Annotated in this window: 16 protein-coding genes; 5 read left to right on the top strand and 11 right to left on the bottom strand. The window is 66.4% G+C overall.

The window, feature by feature from the left end; all coding sequences use genetic code 11:
* Positions 1-57: 57 nt before the first annotated feature.
* A complete protein-coding gene (gene glmU, locus GQ674_RS16700; RefSeq protein WP_159497963.1) occupies positions 58-1,422 on the top strand; it encodes a bifunctional UDP-N-acetylglucosamine diphosphorylase/glucosamine-1-phosphate N-acetyltransferase GlmU in 1,365 nt (454 codons plus the stop codon).
* A gap of 108 nt (positions 1,423-1,530) precedes the next feature.
* Here glmU and GQ674_RS16695 read toward each other — a convergent pair whose 3' ends face one another.
* The 7 genes from GQ674_RS16695 to GQ674_RS16665 form a co-directional block, all read right to left on the bottom strand.
* Complete coding sequence (locus tag GQ674_RS16695) at positions 1,531-2,874, bottom strand: ATP-binding protein (RefSeq protein WP_159497962.1); 1,344 nt, start codon at positions 2,872-2,874, stop codon at positions 1,531-1,533.
* Positions 2,871-4,214, bottom strand: coding sequence for a sigma-54 dependent transcriptional regulator (locus GQ674_RS16690; RefSeq protein ID WP_159497961.1), 1,344 nt, complete (start codon positions 4,212-4,214; stop codon positions 2,871-2,873). The genes GQ674_RS16695 and GQ674_RS16690 overlap by 4 nt, the downstream gene beginning before the upstream one ends.
* 79 nt (positions 4,215-4,293) lie before the next feature.
* A complete protein-coding gene (locus GQ674_RS16685; protein WP_159497960.1) occupies positions 4,294-4,701 on the bottom strand; it encodes a PDZ domain-containing protein in 408 nt (135 codons plus the stop codon).
* 3 nt (positions 4,702-4,704) lie between these two features.
* Positions 4,705-5,925 (bottom strand): FtsX-like permease family protein, encoded by a 1,221-nt coding sequence (locus GQ674_RS16680; protein ID WP_128097921.1) that lies wholly within the window; start codon positions 5,923-5,925, stop codon positions 4,705-4,707.
* Positions 5,926-5,941: 16 nt separating this feature from the next.
* Positions 5,942-7,243: an ABC transporter permease gene (locus tag GQ674_RS16675; protein WP_159497959.1), complete on the bottom strand. Its 1,302-nt coding sequence runs from the start codon at positions 7,241-7,243 to the stop codon at positions 5,942-5,944.
* 8 nt (positions 7,244-7,251) lie between these two features.
* A complete protein-coding gene (locus GQ674_RS16670; protein WP_159497958.1) occupies positions 7,252-7,971 on the bottom strand; it encodes an ABC transporter ATP-binding protein in 720 nt (239 codons plus the stop codon).
* Positions 7,972-8,013: 42 nt separating this feature from the next.
* Positions 8,014-9,282, bottom strand: coding sequence for an efflux RND transporter periplasmic adaptor subunit (locus GQ674_RS16665; RefSeq protein WP_128097924.1), 1,269 nt, complete (start codon positions 9,280-9,282; stop codon positions 8,014-8,016).
* A 204-nt stretch (positions 9,283-9,486) separates the two neighbouring features.
* Between GQ674_RS16665 and glmS the strand changes: the two genes are divergently transcribed.
* From glmS to GQ674_RS16650, 3 genes are all read left to right on the top strand, one after another.
* On the top strand, positions 9,487-11,328 hold the full coding sequence (gene glmS, locus GQ674_RS16660; protein ID WP_159497957.1) for a glutamine--fructose-6-phosphate transaminase (isomerizing): 1,842 nt from the start codon (positions 9,487-9,489) through the stop codon (positions 11,326-11,328).
* A 394-nt stretch (positions 11,329-11,722) separates the two neighbouring features.
* The gene (locus tag GQ674_RS16655; protein WP_038686119.1) at positions 11,723-12,154 is read left to right on the top strand and encodes a CBS domain-containing protein; all 432 of its coding nucleotides are present in this window, start codon (positions 11,723-11,725) and stop codon (positions 12,152-12,154) included.
* Positions 12,155-12,350: 196 nt separating this feature from the next.
* Positions 12,351-14,312 (top strand): hypothetical protein, encoded by a 1,962-nt coding sequence (locus GQ674_RS16650; protein WP_159497956.1) that lies wholly within the window; start codon positions 12,351-12,353, stop codon positions 14,310-14,312.
* Here GQ674_RS16650 and GQ674_RS16645 read toward each other — a convergent pair.
* Together GQ674_RS16645 and GQ674_RS16640 are read right to left on the bottom strand one after the other, a co-directional pair.
* A complete protein-coding gene (locus GQ674_RS16645; RefSeq protein ID WP_201290283.1) occupies positions 14,302-15,792 on the bottom strand; it encodes a UdgX family uracil-DNA binding protein in 1,491 nt (496 codons plus the stop codon). The genes GQ674_RS16650 and GQ674_RS16645 overlap by 11 nt on opposite strands.
* A 20-nt stretch (positions 15,793-15,812) precedes the next feature.
* Complete coding sequence (locus tag GQ674_RS16640; protein ID WP_159497955.1) at positions 15,813-17,084, bottom strand: putative DNA modification/repair radical SAM protein; 1,272 nt, start codon at positions 17,082-17,084, stop codon at positions 15,813-15,815.
* A 295-nt stretch (positions 17,085-17,379) separates the two neighbouring features.
* On the opposite strand from GQ674_RS16640, the gene GQ674_RS16635 reads away from it, so the two are divergent.
* A complete protein-coding gene (locus GQ674_RS16635; protein WP_236546108.1) occupies positions 17,380-17,841 on the top strand; it encodes a DUF2846 domain-containing protein in 462 nt (153 codons plus the stop codon).
* A gap of 72 nt (positions 17,842-17,913) precedes the next feature.
* Here GQ674_RS16635 and GQ674_RS16630 read toward each other — a convergent pair whose 3' ends face one another.
* Together GQ674_RS16630 and gloA are read right to left on the bottom strand one after the other, a co-directional pair.
* Complete coding sequence (locus GQ674_RS16630; protein ID WP_159497954.1) at positions 17,914-18,348, bottom strand: VOC family protein; 435 nt, start codon at positions 18,346-18,348, stop codon at positions 17,914-17,916.
* Between the two features lie 151 nt (positions 18,349-18,499).
* The gene (gloA, locus tag GQ674_RS16625) at positions 18,500-19,027 is read right to left on the bottom strand and encodes a lactoylglutathione lyase (protein WP_128097929.1); all 528 of its coding nucleotides are present in this window, start codon (positions 19,025-19,027) and stop codon (positions 18,500-18,502) included.
* Between the last annotated feature and the right edge of the window lie 75 nt (positions 19,028-19,102).

Below are 19,102 nucleotides of genomic sequence, written 5' to 3'. Positions count from 1 at the left end.
CATGTTAACTGTCTGCGTTCTAGAATCGCAGCCACTACCGCCCACACACGTTGCCCCATGACCCAAGCCCTGCACGTCATCATCCTCGCCGCCGGCGCTGGCAAGCGCATGAAATCCGACCTGCCCAAGGTGCTGCAGCCGATTGCCGGCCGCCCGATGCTGGCCCATGTGATCGATGCCGCCCGCGAGCTGCAGCCTGCGGCCATCCATGTGGTGTACGGCCACGGTGGCGATGCGGTGCGCGCGGCATTCGCCAGCCAGACCGACCTGGTCTGGGCCGAACAGCGCGAACAGCTGGGCACCGGTCACGCGGTGCAGCAGGCCATGCCCAACGTGCCTGACGCGGCCACGGTGCTGGTGCTGTATGGCGACGTGCCGATGATCCGCACCGACACGCTGCGCCACCTGCTGGCCCAGCCGGGCCGGCTGGCGGTGCTGGTGGCCGAAGTGGCCAACCCCACCGGCTACGGTCGCATCGTGCGCAATGCCGAGGGTCGGGTCGCGGCGATCGTGGAGCAGAAGGACGCCAGCGACGAGCAGCTGTCCATCCGCACCATCAACACCGGCATCATCACCGCCGAGTCCACGGCGTTGCGCACCTGGTTGTCGCAGCTGTCCAATGCCAACGCGCAGGGCGAGTACTACCTGACCGACGTGTTTGCCGCCGCCGCGCATGATTACACCCCGGCCGACATGGCGTTCGTCGAGGACGCGCAGGAAGCCGAAGGTGCCAACGACCCGTGGCAGCTTGCACAGCTGGAACGCGCGTGGCAGCTGCGCGCGGTGCGGGCGCTGTGCACGCAGGGCGCGCGGGTGCTGGACCCGGCGCGCCTGGACATCCGCGGCACGGTCAGCGTGGGGCGCGATGTGCAGATCGACGTCAACGTGATCCTGGAAGGCCGGGTTGAACTCGGCGACGGCGTGAGCATCGGGCCGTTCACCCGGCTCAAGGATGTGTCGCTGGCCGCCGGCACCGTGGTCAAGGCGCACTGCGACCTGGACGGCGTGGTCAGCGAAGGCGCGGCGGACATCGGACCGTTCGCACGCCTGCGCCCGGGCACGGTGCTGGCGGCCGGCAGCCACGTCGGCAACTTCGTGGAAACCAAGAAGGTCACGCTGGGGCCGGGCAGCAAGGCCAACCACCTCACCTACTTGGGCGATGCGGTGATCGGGGCCAAGGTCAACATCGGTGCGGGCACCATCACCTGCAACTACGACGGGGTGAACAAATCGCAGACCACCATCGGCGACAACGCCTTCATCGGCTCCAACAGCGCGCTGGTGGCCCCGGTGGTGATCGGCGCAGGCGCCACCATCGCCGCCGGCTCGGTCATCACCCGCACCGCCCCCGACGGCAAACTGACCCTGGCCCGCGCGCGCCAGGAAACCATCGACAGCTGGAAGCGCCCCACCAAGCGCTAAGCCCGGCGTAGCGCCGGGCTCTGCCCGGCAACCCACCGATCCCGTAACACCGGGCTCTGCCCGGCAACCCACCGATCCCGTAATGCCGGGCTCTGCCCGGCAACGAGATCAAACGGGCAAAAAAATCGCCACGCACAACCCGCCTTCGCGGCGGTTCTGCAGCGAAATCCGGCCGCCGTGCGCTTCCACGATTTCCCGGGTAAGCGCCAGCCCCAACCCGGTGCCGTTGCGCTTGGTCGAATAGAACGGCATCAACGCGTTCTGCAGCACGGCTTCGTTCATGCCCTTGCCGCGGTCAAGCACCTCCAGGCGCAGCCACTGCGGCAGGCGGGTCAGGCGAACCTCGACATCGTCATTGGGTGGCTCGGCATCGCCGCCGGCTTCATGCGCGTTCTTGAGCAGGTTCAGCAGCGCCTGGCCGAGCTGGGCAATATCCACCCGGCTGTGCAGGTCGTCGCCGACGCCCTGCATGCGGAACGGAATCTGGTGCTGCAGGCTGGTCAGGAACTGGATCCACTGCACGTTCTGCAACTGCGGCTGCGGCAGCTTGGCAAAACGCGCATAGCCGCGGATGAAGCTCTCCAGGTGGCGCGCACGCTCCTCGATGGTGGCGAACACCTCTTCCAGCCGCTCGGTCTTGCCCCGCCGCACCAGTTCGCCGCCGGAATGGGCCAGCGAAGCGATCGGCGCCAGCGAGTTGTTGAGCTCGTGGCTGATCACCCGGATCACCTTCTTCCAGGTCTGCACTTCCTGGCGGCGCAGCTCGGCGGTGAGCAGGCGGATCAGCAGCAGGTCGTGCGGGCGGCCGTTGAGGTGGAAGTTGCGCCGCGACAGGTGATACACCTGCTCGTCTTCTTCATCGTCGCTGTCGCCCTCGCGCACCGCGAACAGGCTGTCGCCGCCGCGCACGATGGCATCGCGCAGCTCCACCGGCATGGTTTCCAGTACGTCCTGCATGCGCTGGCCTTCCAGCTTCCAGCCGTTGTGCAGCAGCTTGCGTGCGGCCAGGTTGGAGAACACCACGCGCTGGATGCCGTCACCGCCGTTGGCCAGCAGCAGCATCGACACCGGCGTGTTCTGCACCATGGTGTCCAGCAGCAGTTCCCGCTGCACCAGCCCCTGGCGCTGTTCGCGCAGCACGTCGCCGAGTTCGCGATGCGCCTGTACCAGGTCGCCCAGTTCATCGTTGCCCGGCCAGTACACCGAGAAATTGTATTCGCCGTCGCGGTAGCTGCTGGTGGTGCCCGACAACGCGCGCAGCAGCGACCGCACCGGCGCGGTGGCGCGGCGCAGGCTGAACCACATCACCGACAGCAACACGATGATCGACACCACGCTGACCGCCCAGCCATGGTCCAGCCAGAACGCCAGGTACCAGGGAAAGGCAGCGGCCAGCGCCAGCACCGGCAGCAGGCGCAGGAACAGCCGGAAGGTGAAGGAGCGGCGTGTCATTCGCGCGGGATGCCGTGGCGATCCATACGCCGGTAAAGCGCCTGGCGGCTCAGGCCCAGCTCGGCGGCCGCCTGGGCGATGATGCCGTGGTTGTGCGCCAGCGCCGCTTCGATCCGGCTGCGATCCGGATCGGCACTCGGTGCGGTGGGCCGCGCCGCGACCGGCGCGCGCGGCAGGTTGAGGTCGCCCACGTCGATGCGGCTGCCCTGGGCCAGCAGTTCGGCGCGCTGGATGACGTTGCGCAGCTCGCGCACGTTGCCCGGCCACGGGTGGCGCTGCAGCGCCGTGGCGGCCGCACTGGAAAGCGCCTTGTCGCCACTGAGGAACCGTTCGGCCAGCGGCAGGATGTCGCCCGGGCGCTCGGCCAGCGGTGGCAGCGCCAGTTCAACGGTATTGAGCCGGTAGTACAGGTCTTCTCGGAAGCTCCCGTCGCGGATCATCGCGGGCAGGTCGGCATTGGTGGCACTGACCACGCGCACCTTGACCTGGCGTTCGCGGTTGGAGCCCAGGCGTTCGAACCGCCCGGTTTCCAGCACGCGCAGCAGTTTCATCTGCCCGCCCAGTGACAGGTTGCCGATCTCGTCCAGGAACAACGTGCCGCCATCGGCGGCTTCGAATTTGCCTTCGCGGGCCTTGTTGGCGCCGGTGTAGGCACCGGCCTCGCTGCCGAACAGTTCGGCTTCGATCAGCTCGGCGGGAATGGCGCCGCAGTTGAGTGCCACGAACGGGCCCTTGGCCACCAGCGAATTGGCCTGGATGATCTCGGCGATCTTCTCCTTGCCGGCGCCGTTGGGACCGGTGATCAACACCGGCAACGCCGAGCGAGCGACCTGGCAGGCCAGGTTCACCACCCGCTCGCTGGCCGGATCGGCGACCACCGCGCCGCGCAGGTCATAGCGTGCTTCCAGCGCCGTGCGGTCGCGCTGCTCGCGGTCGCGCCGGCGGTCCAGCTCGCGACGCGTTTCGGACAACTCCAGCAGATTGTTCACCGTGACCAGCAGCTTGCGGTCGTCCCACGGTTTGGCCAGGTAGTCGGCCGCGCCGGCACGCACCAGGTCCACCGCGCTGCTGAGGTGGGTCCAGGCGGTCAGCAGGATCACCGGCAGGTCGGGGTGGCGGGCGCGGATCTGCTGGAACAGCGCCTCGCCTTCCTCGCCGGAGGTGGTGTCTTCGGTGAAGTTCATGTCCTGGATCACCAGGTCCACCGGCTGTTGCGCCAGCAGCGCCAGGCCGGCTTCGGGCGATAGCGCGTGCAGCGTGTCGATATCGTGCAGCGAGAACAGCACTTCCAGTGCGGTGCCGACGCTGGCGTTGTCATCAATGATCAGGATCGAAGGCATGCGTCGACAGGGCACCGGGAGAAGGACAGAGAGTACCGGAGCACGGCGCCGGCGGGCAGGGCCGCCGGCGCCGTCCCGGCTACCGCTGCGGTGGTGGCGGCGGTGGCGGCGGCGGCGGTGCAGGGGTCGGCGGGGGCAGCACCCCGCGCCACGCGGCGGTGGCCACCTGCACGGTCTGTTCGCGGCCATCGCGCTGCACGGTGACCGGCACCGTGCCCGGGCCGCTGCGACCCAGGGCGGTGGTCAGGTCATCCACGCTGCGCACCGGCTGCGTGCCCACCCGCAGCACGCGGTCGCCGGCACGCACGCCGAAGTGCCCGGTGGGCGTGGCGTTGCGCACGCGGACCACGCCTTGTTCGGCATCCAGGGCCAGGTGGTGGCCGTCTTCGCGCCAGTCCAGGCGTGACGACTCGCGGTGGGTGGCCGACAGCGCCGGGGCGCTGGCCAGCAGCAGGCACAGTGCCAGGGGAGTGGTATGCAGGCGCATGTGTCAGGCACTCCGGGTGGCGATGGCCGGCGCCACGGCGGCGGCGCGACGGGCCGGGCCGAACACCGCGATCTGGCCCAGCAGCCACAGCAGTACCGCGCCGATCGGCAGGTAGCTGATGGGCATGCGCGGCAGCTCGTAGGTGTTCATCAGCCACAGGTTGATGGTGTAGGCCATCAGCATGCCCAGCACGATGCCCACCGTGGCCAGCAGGAAGTTCTCGGTCTGGAAGTAGCGCAGGATCTGCCCGCGCGTGGCGCCCAGTGCACGGCGGATGCCGATCTGCTTGGTGCGCTGCTGCACCCAGAAGCTGGCCAGGCCGACAATGCCCAGCGCGGTGACCACCAGCAGGGCCACGCACACGGTGATCAGCAGGCCGACCATCGCGCGGTCATTGGCGAAGTACTTGTTGCGGGTCTCCTCGTAGGTGACCTTGGCCCGCACCAGACGGCTGGAATCCACCCGTTCGAGCGCGGCCACGGCCGCCTTGAGCACTTCATCGCGGCGCGACGGGTCGGTGACCCGGATCAGGTAGAAGCCCATGTCGTAGGACATGCGGACCGGCAGCAGCATCGAGTGCTGCGTGTTGCCTTCGACCCGGCTGGGGCGGCCCAGCACCTTGACCACGCCGGTCACGCGCAGCGGCATGCGGCCGCTGTACACCGTCTTGCCCAGCGCATCGCCGTCGGGGAAGAGCTTGTCGGCGGCGGACTTGGTCAGGATCACCGAACTGCCCTTGGTTTCAGATTCGGGGTCGCTGGCGACCTCGTCGTACTCGCGGTACTCGCCGGGCTGGAAGTCGCTGCCGGCGATCAACTCGACGCCCAGCGTGTCCAGCGTACCTTCGCGGGCGAAGAACTGGGCCGCGTTCAAGGTGGGCCGCTCCTGGTCGGGAACACGCGACAGGCTGGTGTTCCAGGAGTTGCGACGGAACGGCAGCTGGTTGATCGCCACCGCGCTTTTCACCCCGGGAAGTCCGCGCAGCGCGGCCAGGTCTTCGCGGGTGCGGGCTTCAACGTTGACCTGCTTGCCGATGCCGCCCAGACGCACTTCCACCAGTTCGTTCTCGGCGATGCCGCTGGGCTGGCTGATGGTGTCGATGCGCTGCCCGATCAGGAACAGCGCGTTGCAGACGATGGCGCAGGTGAGCGCGATCTCCAGCACGATCAACGCTGCGGCCGTCTTGTGCCGGCGCAGGGTGGACAGGATGGGACGGATATCCATGATGTGCTCCGGTGCCTTACTGCGATTTGAGTTGGATGGCGGGCGCAACCTGCATCGCGCGCAGCGCGGGCAGGAAGCCGGCCAGCAGGCTGGCCACCAGGGTCAGGCCAAAGGTGAGCAACAGCATCTGCCCGTCCAGCGTGGCCAGCTTGGCGTACTCCACCGGCTGCTGGCGGACCGCATACAGGCCGACCAGCGCCAGGGCGAGTCCCAGCACGCCACCGGCCAGGCCGACGGTGCCGGCTTCAACCAGCGACTGCAGGAAGATCTGCCCGCGGCTGGCGCCCAGTGCACGGCGCACGCCGATCTCGCCGCTGCGGCGCAGGAACTTGGCCAGCAACAGGCCCACGGTGTTGATCAGGCAGACCAGCAGGAAGCCCATCGCCAGCCACAGCTGCAGGCGCACGTCGCTGGGCACCACCTGCTTGTAGTCCAGCCACTCCATGACATTGCGCAGCCGCACGTTGGCTGGGCGCTGGAAACGACCGGCCGCCTTCTGCTGGGCCGAGTAGTTCTCCAGGTAGGCGCGGTAGGTGGCCGCGTCGGCGGGCGAGGGCAGTTCCACCCAGTACTGCAGCCAGGCACAGGGCGCATTGACGCCGATTTCGTCGCCGTTGCTGTTGCCCCAGCAGTTCATGTTGCCGTTGCGGCCCAGCTTGAGGTCCATGGCCGTGGCGAACGGCAGGTAGACGTCTTCGCTGCCCCCGTAGCGGCCGGTTTCCAGGTCGTAGAAGTGCGGGTTGGGGCTCCACTCATCGAGGACGCCGACGACGGTGAACACGTGGCCGTCCATGCGCAGCGGCTTGCCGACGCTGTCGGCACCGTCGAACAGTTTCTGGTTGAGCGTGCGCGAAATCACCACCACCCGCGCACGTCCCTCGTCATCGCTGGTCGGCCAGGCGCGGCCGTACAGGAACGGGGTGTCGAACATCGGGAAGAAGTCGGTGGAGGTGTAGCGTGCATCGGTGTCGAAGGGCCGCAACGAGGCCTTGTCCGACTCGACGGTGACGCCGCCGCCGGTCATCACTGCCTGGCGCTGTGCGTGCTTTTCGCGCAGCAGGGCCTCGGCATCGAAGCGGGTCATCTGGTCTTCCGGCTCTTCGCCGGCCTGGTAGCCCAGCATCGGTCGCGGATCGACCTGCACGGCGAACAGGCGATCGCTCTTCTGCGGGATCGGGTCGCCAGACAGCACATGGAACACGGTGAGGGTGGTCATCGACGCACCGATGCCCAGCGCGATGGCGATCACCATCAGCGCGGTCAGCACCTTGTTGCGCCGGAAGCTGCGCAGGGCCAGTCGGAAGTAGTAGGCGAACATGGCAGGCCTCAGTCGTTGACGGTGACGATGGCGGGGCGCGGGGTGGCCAACACCGGTTCGCGCACCAGGTCGGTGGCCTGGCCGTCGACGATGTGCACGTTGCGCTGCGCGCGCGCGGCCAGTTCCGGGTCATGGGTGACCATGACGATGGTGGTGCCGGCGGCGTTGATTTCCTCCAGCAGCTCCATCACGCCGCGCGCCATCTGGCTGTCCAGGTTGCCGGTCGGTTCATCGGCCAGCAACAGGCGCGGGCTGCCGGCCAGGGCGCGCGCGATTGCGGCACGCTGCTGCTGGCCGCCGGACAGTTCGGCCGGGTAGTGCTTCATGCGCGAGCCCAGCCCAACCTGCCCAAGCGCCTTTTCGATGCGCTGCTTGCGCTCGGCGGCCGGCATGCCGCGGTAGCGCAACGGCACGTCGACGTTGTCGAACAGGTTGAGGTCGGAGATCAGGTTGAAGCCCTGGAAGATGAAGCCGATCTTCTGGTTGCGCAGGCGGCTGCGCGCGTCATCGCCGAGCGTGCTCACGTCCTGCCCATCGAGCAGGTAGGTGCCGCTGGTGAAGGTTTCCAGCAGGCCGGCGATGTTGAGGAACGTCGTCTTGCCCGACCCGGACGGCCCGGTGACGGCGACGAATTCCCCCTCCCGCACGTGCAGGTCGAGCGACCGCAGGGCATGAGTTTCCACCTGTTCGGTACGGAACACTTTGGCGACCGAGCGCATCTCGAGCATGACTGTTTTCCTTTGCAGTTCGTTCAGAAGGAGAGAGGGGGATCAGTTGATGGACACCTGTTCGGCATCGCCGAACAGGTCGCTGCCAGACACCACGACGCGGTCGCCGGGCTGCAGGCCAGAGAGGATTTCCACTTCGCCCAGGCTGCTCACGCCCAGCTTCACCGGACGACGCACGGCCGTGCTGCCGCTCATCACGTAGGCCTGGCCGTTGCCCTGTTCGACGAAGGGGCCGCGCTCGATCTTGAGCACGTTGCGGCGCGTATCCAGCACCACCCGCGCCTGCATCCGCTGGCTCTGGCGCAGGCCCTGCGGCTGCTTGTCGGAGAAGCGGATACGAGCATTCACTTCACCGGCCACCACCTCCGGGGACACCGCGCTGATCTCACCGGGGAACGGCTGGCCGTTGCCGCTGGTCAGCTGCGCCGGAATGCCGATCGCCAGGTCACGGGCAAAGCTCTCCGGCACCTTGATTTCGATCTCGAAGCGCGACAGGTCGACCACGCCCAGGATCGGTGCGTTGGCGATCACGTTGGTGTGCTGGGTGGCCTGCACCTGGCCCACCTGGCCGTCGAACGGCGCGCGCAGGGTGAGCGCGTCCACCTGGCGCTGCACTTCGGCCACCACCGCCTTCTGGCGCTGGGCCAGCAGATGCTTGTTGCGTGCGTCCAGGTCGGCGCCCTGGCCCTGCAGGCGTGCGTCGGTCTGAGCATTGGCCAGCTGGATGTCGGCCTTCTTCAGGCTGTCGTTGGCCTTGGCCAGGTCGATCTGCGGCACCGCGCCGCCGTCGAAGCCGCGCTGGTAGCGCTGCAGGTCGCGTTCGGCGGCCTGGCGCTCGATGCTGGCCTGGTCGGTTTCCTTGCGCGCCTTGGCGCGCGCCAGGGTGGCATCCAGGGTGGCGCGACTGGCTTCGGCTTCCAGGCCGGCCAGGGTGGACTGTTCCTGGGCCAGCTTGCTGCGCAGCTCGGGGCTGTCGATCACGGCCAGTTCCTGGCCCTTCTTGACCACGTCACCGGCGACCACCTTCAGGTCCACGGTGCCGGCCGAGATGGCGTACAGGATCGGGCTGTTGGCCGCGATCACACGACCGTCGGCGGCGATGTCCCGGACCAGGTCGCCACGGGTGACTTCGGCCACGCGCACCCGGGCACTGTCGAAGGAACGGCTGGCGCCGAGCCAGGCACGGGCGGCAAAGCCGATGGCCAGCAGCACCACCAGCGCGGCCAGCCCCGGCCACAGCCAGCGCTTCCACGGGGCAGAGGTGCCGGCAACGGAGAGGGTCTGGTCCTGGGCGGAAGTGTCGCGGATCATCGGGCTCGTTCGCGGTTGGGTTGCCCGATACAAAGCACACCGCGTGCCAACTTTTCGGCTATTGAAATCAATGGGTTGCATGGGGCGTCGGAGTGTCCGGGCGTCCGCGGACAGTGCCCCGGACACTTTCGTTAAGCGGACAGGCGCCTAGCGTCCCCGGTGGCCACGCTAGAATGCGGGCATCAACGGCAAGGATCAGAAACTATGTGCGGCATTGTGGGAGCGATCGCCAATCGCGACGTGGTACCGGTACTCATCGAAGGACTGAAGCGGCTGGAGTATCGCGGCTACGACTCCTCCGGCATCGCCGTCATCGACCGCTCCGCTGCGCAGGCCGACGTGCGCCGGGTGCGCCGGACCGGCCGCGTGGCCGAGATGGAGAAGGCCGCGGCCGCGGAAGGCTTCGATGCGCTGCTGGGCATCGGCCACACCCGCTGGGCCACCCACGGCGGGGTGACCGAAGCCAACGCCCATCCGCACATCAGCCACGGCGTGGCGCTGGTCCACAACGGCATCATCGAAAACCACGAAGAACAGCGCGAGAAGCTGCGCGCGCTGGGCTACGTATTCGAGTCGCAGACCGACACCGAGGTCATCGCGCACCTGATGCACCACCACCTCAAGGGTGGTGACAGCCTGCTGACCGCGCTGCAGCGCACCGTCAAGGAGCTGACCGGTGCCTATGCACTGGCGGTGATGAGCCGCGCCGAGCCGGACCACTTCGTCTGCGCGCGCATGGGCTGCCCGCTGCTGGTGGGCCTGGGCGACGGCGAGAACTTCGTGGCCTCGGACGTCTCGGCGATCGTGTCGTCCACCCGCAGGGTGATCTTCCTGGAAGAGGGCGACACCGCCGACATCCACCGCGACGGCGTGCAGGTGTTCGACGAGAACAACCAGCCGATCGACCGCGGCGTGCACCTGTCCGACGTGTCGCTGGCCTCGCTGGAGCTGGGCCCATACCGCCACTTCATGCAGAAGGAAATCCACGAGCAGCCGCGCGCGCTGGGCGACACCATCGAAGCGGCGATCGACGCCGGCGGGTTCCCGGCCGAGCTGTTCGGCAAGAATGCCGAAGCGGTGCTGTCAGGCATCGAAGGCGTGCAGATCCTGGCCTGTGGCACCAGCTACTACTCGGGCCTGACCGCGCGTTACTGGATCGAGTCGATTTCCGGCCTGCCGTGCAGCGTGGAAATCGCCAGTGAGTACCGCTACCGTGCCGCGTATGCCAACCCCAGGCACCTGATCGTGACCATCTCCCAGTCCGGCGAAACGCTGGACACGATGGAAGCGCTGAAGTACGCCAAGTCGCTCGGCCACCTGCATACGCTGTCGATCTGCAACGTGCCCGAAAGCGCGATCCCGCGTGCCAGCGAACTGGTCTGCTACACCCGCGCCGGCGCCGAGATCGGCGTGGCCTCGACCAAGGCCTTCACCACCCAGCTGGCCGCGCTGTTCCAGCTCACCGTGGTGCTGGGCAAGCTGCACGGTCGCGTGGATGCCGCGCAGGAAGCGGAGTACCTGGAGCAGCTGCGCTTCCTGCCGGGCAGCGTGCAGCATGCGCTGAACATGGAGCCGCAGATCGCCGCCTGGGCCGAGCGCTTCGCGCGCAAGAGCAGCGCGCTGTTCCTGGGCCGCGGCCTGCATTACCCGATCGCGCTGGAAGGCGCGCTCAAGCTCAAGGAAATCACCTACATCCACGCCGAAGCCTACCCGGCCGGCGAGCTCAAGCATGGACCGCTGGCGCTGGTGGATGAAGACATGCCGGTGGTGGTGATCGCGCCGAACGACAGCCTGCTGGAGAAGGTCAAATCCAACATGCAGGAAGTGCGCGCGCGCGGTGGCGAACTGTTCGTGTTCGCCGACCAGGACAGCAACTTCGTCGAGTCCGAGGGCGTGCATGTGATCCGCACCCCGCGTCACGCCGGCGTGCTCAGCCCGGTGGTGCACACCATTCCGGTGCAGCTGCTGGCGTACCACACCGCACTGGCGCGCGGCACCGACGTGGACAAGCCGCGCAACCTGGCCAAGAGCGTGACGGTAGAGTAAACGCGCGCGTCACGTTCTGGATGTGGAGAAGGGGGCCGCGAGGCCCCCTTTTTCATGGGTCTCCGGTCACCGTGTCCGTCGGATGCGCCGCGTCCTGCTCGGCTCCTTTTCTGTCTTGGGCCGGAGGCAGCCACCCATGGGGTGGCTCTACCGGCGGCAGGGGGGCGTGGAACTTTAGTCGTGGGCCGCGGTGGCATTCAGCGACGGTTTTAGTCGCGGTGCCATTCTCGGGTCGTCAGCGGTTTCGACGACGAACTGTCCCAGATTTGCAAACTCCCGGGCCAGGGTGCAGTCGTAGAATCGAGTGACCGAGGACGGGCAGACGCAGGGCGACTGCCTCCCTCCGCAACCAGGCGCACCTCTCGACTTCAGTAACCTGTAACAGGAAACAAGAATGAACGTCCGCGAACTCCTGCAATCCAAGAAAGATGCAATCGTCACCATCGATGTCGAGGACACCATCGGTGCCGCCGCGCACAAGATGAGCGCGCACAAGATCGCAGCGCTGGTGGTGATGAAAGACGATGCCCCGGTGCGGATCATTTCCGAGAAGGACATCGTGCGCAGCCTGGCCGACGATGGCCCGCAGGCCGGTCGCCGGGTGATCGCCAGCCTGCCGTCGGCCGGCCTGGAAGGCATCGCCCCGGACGCAACGCTGAAGCAGGCGATGGCGCTGATGACCTACTCGCGCCACCGGCACCTGATGGTGACCGAAGACGCCAAGCTGGTCGGCATCCTGAGCCTGGGCGACATCGTCAAGAACCTGCTCAGCGAGCTGGAGCTTGAGAAGGCGGTGCTGCAGGACATCTACATGGCGGCGCATTGAGGGGGGCTCATACGAGCGTATAGATTGCGAGCCTTCAGCAGGCCTGGTAAGGCCAGGCCTGCAGGTAATAGCATCGGCATTCAATTCTGCATCGACGTTCCTTGCTTGCCTCACCCCTGTGCGCGTCTGGCCAGCGTGTTGATTCCGATGCGTGCATGCACGATGCTCTTGCTCAAATGAAATGAGCGGGGGACGGGTGAATCGAGGCAGCAACGTGGTCGATGTCGGGGAGGATGTCGCGCTTGAGGTACTTTTTGACCGCTTGCAGCGCCAACCGGAGCTGGTGGCGCAGCCAAAAAGTAGTCGGCTGCCTCTGCACGACATCACCCCCGAGAATTTCGAGAAACTGGTGGTTCGATTGGCGAGTGCGGAGCCGGGAGCCAAGCTGAAGGCGCGTCGTTATGGCAAATCAGGCGCGACCCAGTCGGGCCTCGACGTACAGCGCCTGGATCCGGACTCAAGTCGTTTTGCCTGCTATGAGGCCAAACGGGTAATTGATATCCGGCGTGGCACCCTCACGCGTTGGGTAGAAGGTTTCCTAAGTGGCAAGCATGCTGCCAATGCGTGCAGCTTCTATCTGTGCACCACATACGCCGTTTCTGAAGAAACGAACTTGGCGGATGAGTGGTCGCAGTGCGAAAAGCTCCTGTTGGCCCGCCAGATCCATCCTCATCTTTGGGACCGCGTAGCGCTGGAAGATTTGCTGCGTAACCACTGGCCGATCGTGCTCGAGTTGTACGGCGAAACCGTTGCTAACGGATTCTGCGTACCTGCTGCACGACCGCTGCCGGATCCGCAAGCAAGTATGTTCGCCGCGCGTGAAGAAACGCACTATGGTCAATCGGTAAACCTGTACAACCGCAGCATTGCGTGTTCCATCTATCTCCCCGGCGGAGTAGATCGAAACCTGTCTGCGGCGCTGTCATTTGCACGTGCGGATATTTCCGGGATTTCCATGGCACTGTCGGCCCGGGAGCTGGTTGGATGGTCCCAATGGAGGCACCACGCAGACGCTTCGATGGACCGACCCTATGCGATCGCGCATGGGACCAGAAAGGGCGCGTACCTGCTAATGGGAAGCCGCGTGCGGCTCACCTTGGAGGAAGCAGAAGTGGCCGACCTCGATTGGATCCTCGAATGCGCCTGGCACAAGATTCATAGTGCATGCCAAGCGCAGGTCACCGCATGGCGTTCACTCGGTTTTGAACCCATCGAGCACTACCCGCAGGCCATTGGCCTGCTCTCAATCCGTCCATGGTTCTGGCAACGCATGCTGGACTTTGCCCGCGCACATGATGTCGGGCTGGGCGACGGGCCATGGCATATGTTCGATGCAGCTCCCGGCTGTCTGAAAGTCTATAGCGATAGCGATGATCAGCGTTTTGACCGAGGTTACCACGCCATCCTCTACGCCCATGTGGAGGGGACGATATGGTTGGGTGCGCCGGGTGATGTCGTAGTTGGCTGGCGCCCTGCGGACATCGGTGCGCCCTGCTCGGTTCGTGGTCAGTGGGACGCGCGTTACACCCACGACTGGCTTCTTGAAGAGATGATCCCTGAAGTGCTGCGCTGGATGGGCCACTCCAGCGCCGTCCAGCGGCAGAGTAAGTGGTGGCAGTGGCAGTGGCTGCGGACGCGCACCCGCACCCGCACCCGCACCCGCACCCGCACCCGCACCCGCACCGGCGTTGCATTGCCTTCCGTCGCGGAAATAGCGTGGTCGCGTGCCCGCGTCGAAGTGACATCCTCCGCGCCAGAGGCAAGCAACGAGGCACTGTTCGAGTACGTCCACATGCTTCAATCCCATGCCACATGCCAGCGATCCGATGTTCCCTTGAGTTCGGCCTGCATGCGCAACGTGTTGGACTGTATTGATTGCACGCTTCCATTTGCTAGCCTGCCCACTGAATCGTACCTGCGAGGAAACCTGGGGCTGCAGGGGGAGGAGGACCTGTCGCGGTCTATTCGACGAAAAGCCGCCGACATGGCCTCGATTGTTCACTATCCCGCAATGGACTTTGCCTTGCGTGCGCTCATCGAAGTGTTGCGTTACGCACCGGACCTTCCCGCGAGCAGCCGGGGGCACATTCTTCAACTGCTGAAACCGATACGGGATCGAAGCGATGAAGACATCCTCTGCGGGCTCTTCAGTCGCTGACAACGGCAGACCCTGCCTCGGGAGAGAAGCGTCGCATTGGATCGCCTTCCTCCACCAAACGCCGCAGATCCTCCACCAGCCCCCGATACGCCGCCTCCCGCGCCTCGCCCTCGCCCTGACGCAGTACCCACGCCGGGTGCACCGTGGCGAATGCGCGGGTGCCGTCGTCCAGCGCGTGCCAGCGGCCGCGCTTCTCCATCAGGTTGAAGCCCGCACCGAACACGGCAGTAGCCGCAGTGGCTCCCAGGCACACGATCACCTGTGGGCGCACGTTCTCTATTTCGGCCATCAGCCACGGTTTGCACGCCGTGACGTGGGTCATCTGCGGCTTGCTGTGGATGCGCCGTTTGCCGCGCCGCTCAAACCGGAAGTGCTTCACCGCATTGGTCATGTACAGCGTGCTGCGGTCGATATCCAGTTCGGACAACGCGCGGTTCAACAGCTGCCCGGCCGGCCCCACGAACGGGTGCCCGCTCAGGTCTTCGCTGTCGCCAGGCTGCTCGCCCACCAGCATCACCTTGGCGTTCTGAGGCCCTTCACCGAACACCGTCTGGGTGGCCGGTTCCCATAGTGGACAGCGGCGACAGCCCATGGCCGCCGTGCGCAGCGTATCCAGGTCGTCCCCGTTGGCGGTGGCCGGCGCACGCGGGGTAATCCGGCGGTCGGGAATGCGGCGCTGCGGTGCCTGCACGTCGCGGTCATGCATCTCCTGTACGCGGTCGCCGGCGTCACGCACCAGCATCGGCAGCAGCGTTGCTTCAGGCAGGTGTTTCCAGTATCTGGCGGGCATTTCCTGCCGCATCATGCGCGTGTTGAGCCGGGCCGGGTTGAAGATATTGGCGTAGTAGGTGCGCCACAATTCTTCGCGCGCGTCCTCGCGCGGTGCCTGCTCCTGGCTGCCGCCGGGGCCGAATGACAACGTGCTGCCATCCCATCGCGCGCTGCGCGTCGGGGTCAGGATCGCCCACCGCATGCCGGCGAAGCGACGCGCGAAGAAGGGCGCCACCCGGTCCACGATCTGGTGGTCTGGCTCGAACCAGGCAATGAATGCCTCTTGCTCGCCGGGTACTTCGCGGAAGCGCACGAACGCCTTCATTTTGTGCGCATCGCGGCGCACTGCCTGCGCCAGAGTCATGGCGCGCACCACATCGGGGTCGGCCGGGTTGGTCAGCAGGCGTCGCTCGCCGTGGGTGATCCGCCACAGCATGCGGTACAGCAGCGCCAGCCGCTGCGGTTCGCGGTGGCACAGGCAGGTGGCGGCCAGTTCGAGAAAATCACGGGGTACCGCTGCCTGCGTCGGCGTGGGCGCCACCGGTAGGGGCGCATCCAGTACCGACGGCGCATCCAGCAGCGAGCCGTCGCCGGCATCGAGCCAGTCCAGCTGGGGCGGCGTGACCTGTCGCTGCAACGCGGCCCGCGCCACCGCGCGCCATGCCTCCAGCGACCACGCCGGGTCCACCCGCGCGCTCCAGCGCTGCAGGTCCGTGTGTGCCGGACGGGTCAAAACAATGCGCCCTGCTTCGGTGGCGGCGCCAACCGCGCGCGCAGGGTGACAGGATCATCCAGCTGCTTGCGGGGATGGTGGTCGGCCAGTTGTACGAATGGCAACAGTTTGCTCATCGGCGCGCGCAGCCGGGCCACGTCGGCCACCCGCAGGCGGCCATGCCGGCGCGCCATCAACACGCGCTTGACGTTGCGCACGCCCAAGCCGGGAATGCGCAACAGCAATTCCTTCGGCGCCGTATTGACGTCCACCGGAAAACGCTCGGGGTGTCGGATCGCCCACGCCATTTTCGGATCGATGTCCAGGTCGAGCATGCCGCCCTGGGTGGTGTCGGTAATCTCTTCCACCCCGTAGCCGTAAAAGCGCAGCAGCCAGTCGGCCTGATACAGCCGGTGCTCACGCGCCAGGGGCGGCGCCTGCAGCGGCAGCGCTTTGCTGGCATCGGGGATCGGGCTGAACGCGGAATAATAGACCCGGCGCATGTGGTAATTGCCATACAGATTGTCCGCCGCGCCCAGGATCTGCAGGTCGCTCGCGCCGTCGGCACCGACGATCATCTGTGTGCTTTGTCCGGCCGGTGCAAAGCGCGGCGCTCGCGGTTTCCTGGTGCGCGGGGCCGGATCGGCCAGCGGCAGGGTAGCAGTCGCCTTGCGCGCCTCCTTGGCCTCTTCGATCCGCCAGCTGAGCTCGCCCATCGCGCCCCGGATGGAGGGCATCGACTTTTCCGGGGCGTAACTGGCCAGTCCGTCTTCAGTGGGCAGTTCGATGTTGATCGACAGCCGATCGGCATAACGCCCGGCGGCAGCCAGCAGTTCCGGCGAGGCTTCGGGAATGGTCTTCAGATGGATGTAGCCGGCGAACCGATGTTCCTGGCGCAGCATCCTCGCCACGTCCACCATGCGTTCCATCGTGTAGTCGGCGTTGCGGATGATGCCGCTGGAAAGGAACAGGCCCTCGATGTAATTGCGCTTGTAGAAATCCATGGTCAGCGCGACCACCTCGTCCACGCTGAAGCGCGCCCGCTGCACGTTGCTTGAAACCCGGTTCACGCAGTAGGCGCAGTCGTAGATGCAGAAGTTGGTCAGCAGGATCTTCAGCAACGATACGCACCGCCCATCCGGGGTGTAGCTGTGGCAGATACCCGCGCCCTCGGTGCTGCCGATGCCGCCGGATTTGACCGAGTTCCGCTTTCCCGCGCCGCTGGAGGCGCAGGAGGCATCGTATTTGGCGGCATCGGCGAGGATGGCGAGCTTGCGCAGGGTGTCCATGCGGGCACCCTAAGCAGGGACGATCTCATCCAGTGAGACTGGCTACGGTGCTCCCTGAAGCGTTCATGCCACCGCCTTGCACCGGTCTGTCGGCCTGCGCCGCGCGCCCATTCACGATCTTCACATTCCCGGCTAGACTTCGCCCCGGTGCCGTCGGCACCGGCAGGGACGCAGGTTGGCCAGGGCGGGCACGGCATCGGGAGCACGCTCTCGTGTGCGGCGTTGCGCGGCTGAATCGCCAGCAGCCTTCCGCCGGAACCGCGTCGCCTCTCATCCAATCATCAGGGGGCAGTACGTGAACAAGGTTTCGTTGTTGGGGATGGCTGCGGCCATTGCCCTGTTGTCCGGCTGTGCAAGCGTGCCGATGTCCGACAAGGGCATGGTGGAGATTGCCAAGACCTTCCCGACGCCCGAAGCGGGCACCGCCGGGGTGTATGTGTTCCGCAACAGCTTCGTCGGCAAGGCGCTGAAGAAGGACATCTGGATCGACGGCGAATGCTTGGGCGAAAGCGCCGACAAGGTGTTCTTCTACACCACCGTGCCGGGCGACCGTGAGCACACCTTCTCGACCGAGTCGGAGTTCTCGCCGAACGACCTGAAGGTGCAGACCGAATCGGGCCGCAACTACTTCATCCAGCAGTCGATCCGGATGGGCGTGTTCGTGGGCGGTGCCAAGCTGGACGTGGTGCCCGAGGCCGACGGTCGCCGCCAGGTGGCCGGGTTGAAGATGGCCCGCAAGGGCACGTGTTCGCGCTGATCGGCGCATGATGCTGACCGGGCGGGCGCGCATGGCGTGCCCGCCCCGGGACGGAGCTGCGGGCGCGCCCGTCTACTGCGAGAAGCTCACCTTCACCGCATCGGCGCTGTAGTCGGCCGGGCCGTGGTAGACCACTTCGATATTGTTGCCGTCCGGATCGATCGCGAACGCGGCGTAGTAGCCCGGATGGTATGGGCGTTCGCCGGGGGCGCCGTTGTCCTTGCCACCTGCGCCCAACGCGGCGCGGTGGAATGCCTCGACGGTGGCGCGGTCGCGGGCCTGGAAGGCCAGGTGGTGGCGGCCGGTGAGCTGGCCGGCGGCGGCTTCGCTGCTGGCGGTGGAAATAAACAGCTCGTCGGCCCAGAAATAGGTGTCGCCTTCACCGGCGATGGGGATGCCGATGCTGTCGAACACGGCCTGGTAGAAACGGCGGCTGGCGGCCAGGTCCTTGACCACCAGTTGCAGATGGTCGATCAGGCGACCCCGGTACAGTTCCATGGTTTCCATGCGCACTCCTCGGCTTGGGCAGGTGCGCAGGTATACCACCGGTGCGCTGCGGCGGCATGTCCGCCGCATGCAGTTTGCTGATCCCGTGGTGGGGTGCCGACGCGGCGGCGGTGTGCCGACCAACGGTCGGCACCCACGGGATGCAGCGCTCTCAGGCGATCGGGGTGTTGGAGATGATCTCCACCCAGTAGCCGTCGGGGTCCTTGATGAAGGCCAGGTGCTTCATGCGGCCGTCTTCCAGGCGCTTCTGGTAGGGCACCTGCAGGTCGTCGAAACGCTTGCAGGCGGCCTGGATGTCCGGCACCGATACGCAGATGTGGCCGAAGCCGCGCGGGTCGCTGTTGCCGTCGTGGTAGACCGGGCCGTCCTGGGTTTCGGTGCCGTGGTTGTGGGTCAGCTCCAGCACGCCGGGAATGCCGGCCATCCACACCCGGCGCGCGTCGTCGCCCTCGGGGATCTGGGTGCCGGCCGGCAGCAGGGCCAGGAAGTACAGGCTGAACTGGGCTTCGGCGAAGTCGCGCTGGTCGATCAGGCGGAAGCCGAGCACGCGGGTGTAGAAATCCAGCGAGGCGGCGATGTCCTTCACGCGCAGCATGGTGTGGTTGAACACGAAACCGGTGGTTTCGGCCGGCGGCTGGGCGGCAACGCCGGGCTGGGACTGCAGGGAAGCAACGCTCATTGGGGAAATCCTGTGGCAGCGGGGGGCCGTGGGTTCACGGCCATGGCGCCCATTTTAGCGGGGGGAGTGCAAGGC

The sequence above is a fragment of the Stenotrophomonas sp. 364 genome, assembly GCF_009832905.1.
GTDB classification, from domain to species: domain Bacteria; phylum Pseudomonadota; class Gammaproteobacteria; order Xanthomonadales; family Xanthomonadaceae; genus Stenotrophomonas; species Stenotrophomonas maltophilia_AP.
Note: the sequence above shows the minus strand (reverse complement) of the source record. Positions and strands in the feature narration are given on the sequence as shown.